Origin of the sequence: Streptomyces sp. SID3343 (genome assembly GCF_009865215.1) — a bacterium.
GTDB lineage: Bacteria > Actinomycetota > Actinomycetes > Streptomycetales > Streptomycetaceae > Embleya.
In genome coordinates, this window is record NZ_WWJX01001113.1 from 1 (window position 1) to 1035 (window position 1035).

At 66.1% G+C, this 1035-nt stretch carries 1 protein-coding gene; it reads right to left on the reverse strand.

All coding sequences use genetic code 11. The features are described from left to right. Nucleotides 1–1035, reverse strand: a 1035-nt coding sequence (locus GT354_RS34585) for an AMP-binding protein (RefSeq protein WP_161360329.1), incomplete at both ends; no start/stop codon positions are given.

Below are 1035 nucleotides of genomic sequence, written 5' to 3' on the forward strand. Positions count from 1 at the left end.
CCCCCCGTTGAGCAAGGGAACCCACAACTCGTACGTCGACGCGTCGAACGCCACCGGCGAATGCAACAACACCCGCTCGTGAACCCGCACATCGAAACCCGGATCCACCGCCAACGCGACCACATTGCGATGCGTCACCACCACACCCTTGGGCACACCCGTCGACCCCGACGTATACATCACATACGCCGCACCATCCGCAGACACGACCACGTTCGGTTGTTGGTGCTCCTCGTCCACCCGGGCCAGGTCGTCGATGACGAGCAACTCGACTGGTAGCGAGGCGAGTTCGGCTTGCGAGGCCGTGTCGGTCACGACGAGCGAAGCGCCGGTGTCGGTGAGGACGTGCCGGATGCGCTCGGCGGGATAACGGTCGTCCAGCGGAACGTAGACGGCGCCGGCCTTCATCAGCGCGAGAACGGCGACGACACTTTCCGGGGATCGGCGCAACAGGACGGCCACGGCATCACCGGGACGAATACCACACGCGATCACCTCGTGGGCCAGCCCGTTGGCACGAGCGTCCAGCTCCGCATACGTCAGAGCGGAGTCGCCATCCGTGACCGCGGGGGCTTCCGGGGTCTTGGCCGCCTGTCGGGTGAAGAGTTCGGCGAGGGAGGCGTCGGGCACGGGCACGGCCGTGTCGTTGAAGTCGACGACGGTCTCTCGGTGTTCTTGGGGGGTGAGGAGGTCGATGTGGCCGAGGGGTCGGTCGGGGTGGGTGGTGGCCGCGTCGAGGAGGTGTATCCAGCGGTCGAAGAGGGCTTGCACGGTGGGGGCGTCGTAGATGTCGCTGGAGTACTCGACGGCGCCGCCGATGCCCTGCGACTCGCCGTGCGGACCGCGTTGCTCGGCAAGACTGATGAACAGATCGAACTTGGCGGTGTGCGTACGCCCGGGAGCCACCTCGATGTCGAGACCGGGAAGCCGGAACGTCGCCTCGGGAGCGTTCTGCAACGCCAACATGATCTGAAAGAACGGGTGGTGGGCGAGGGTGCGGGTCGGGTTGAGGTGCTCGACCAGGTATTCGAAGGG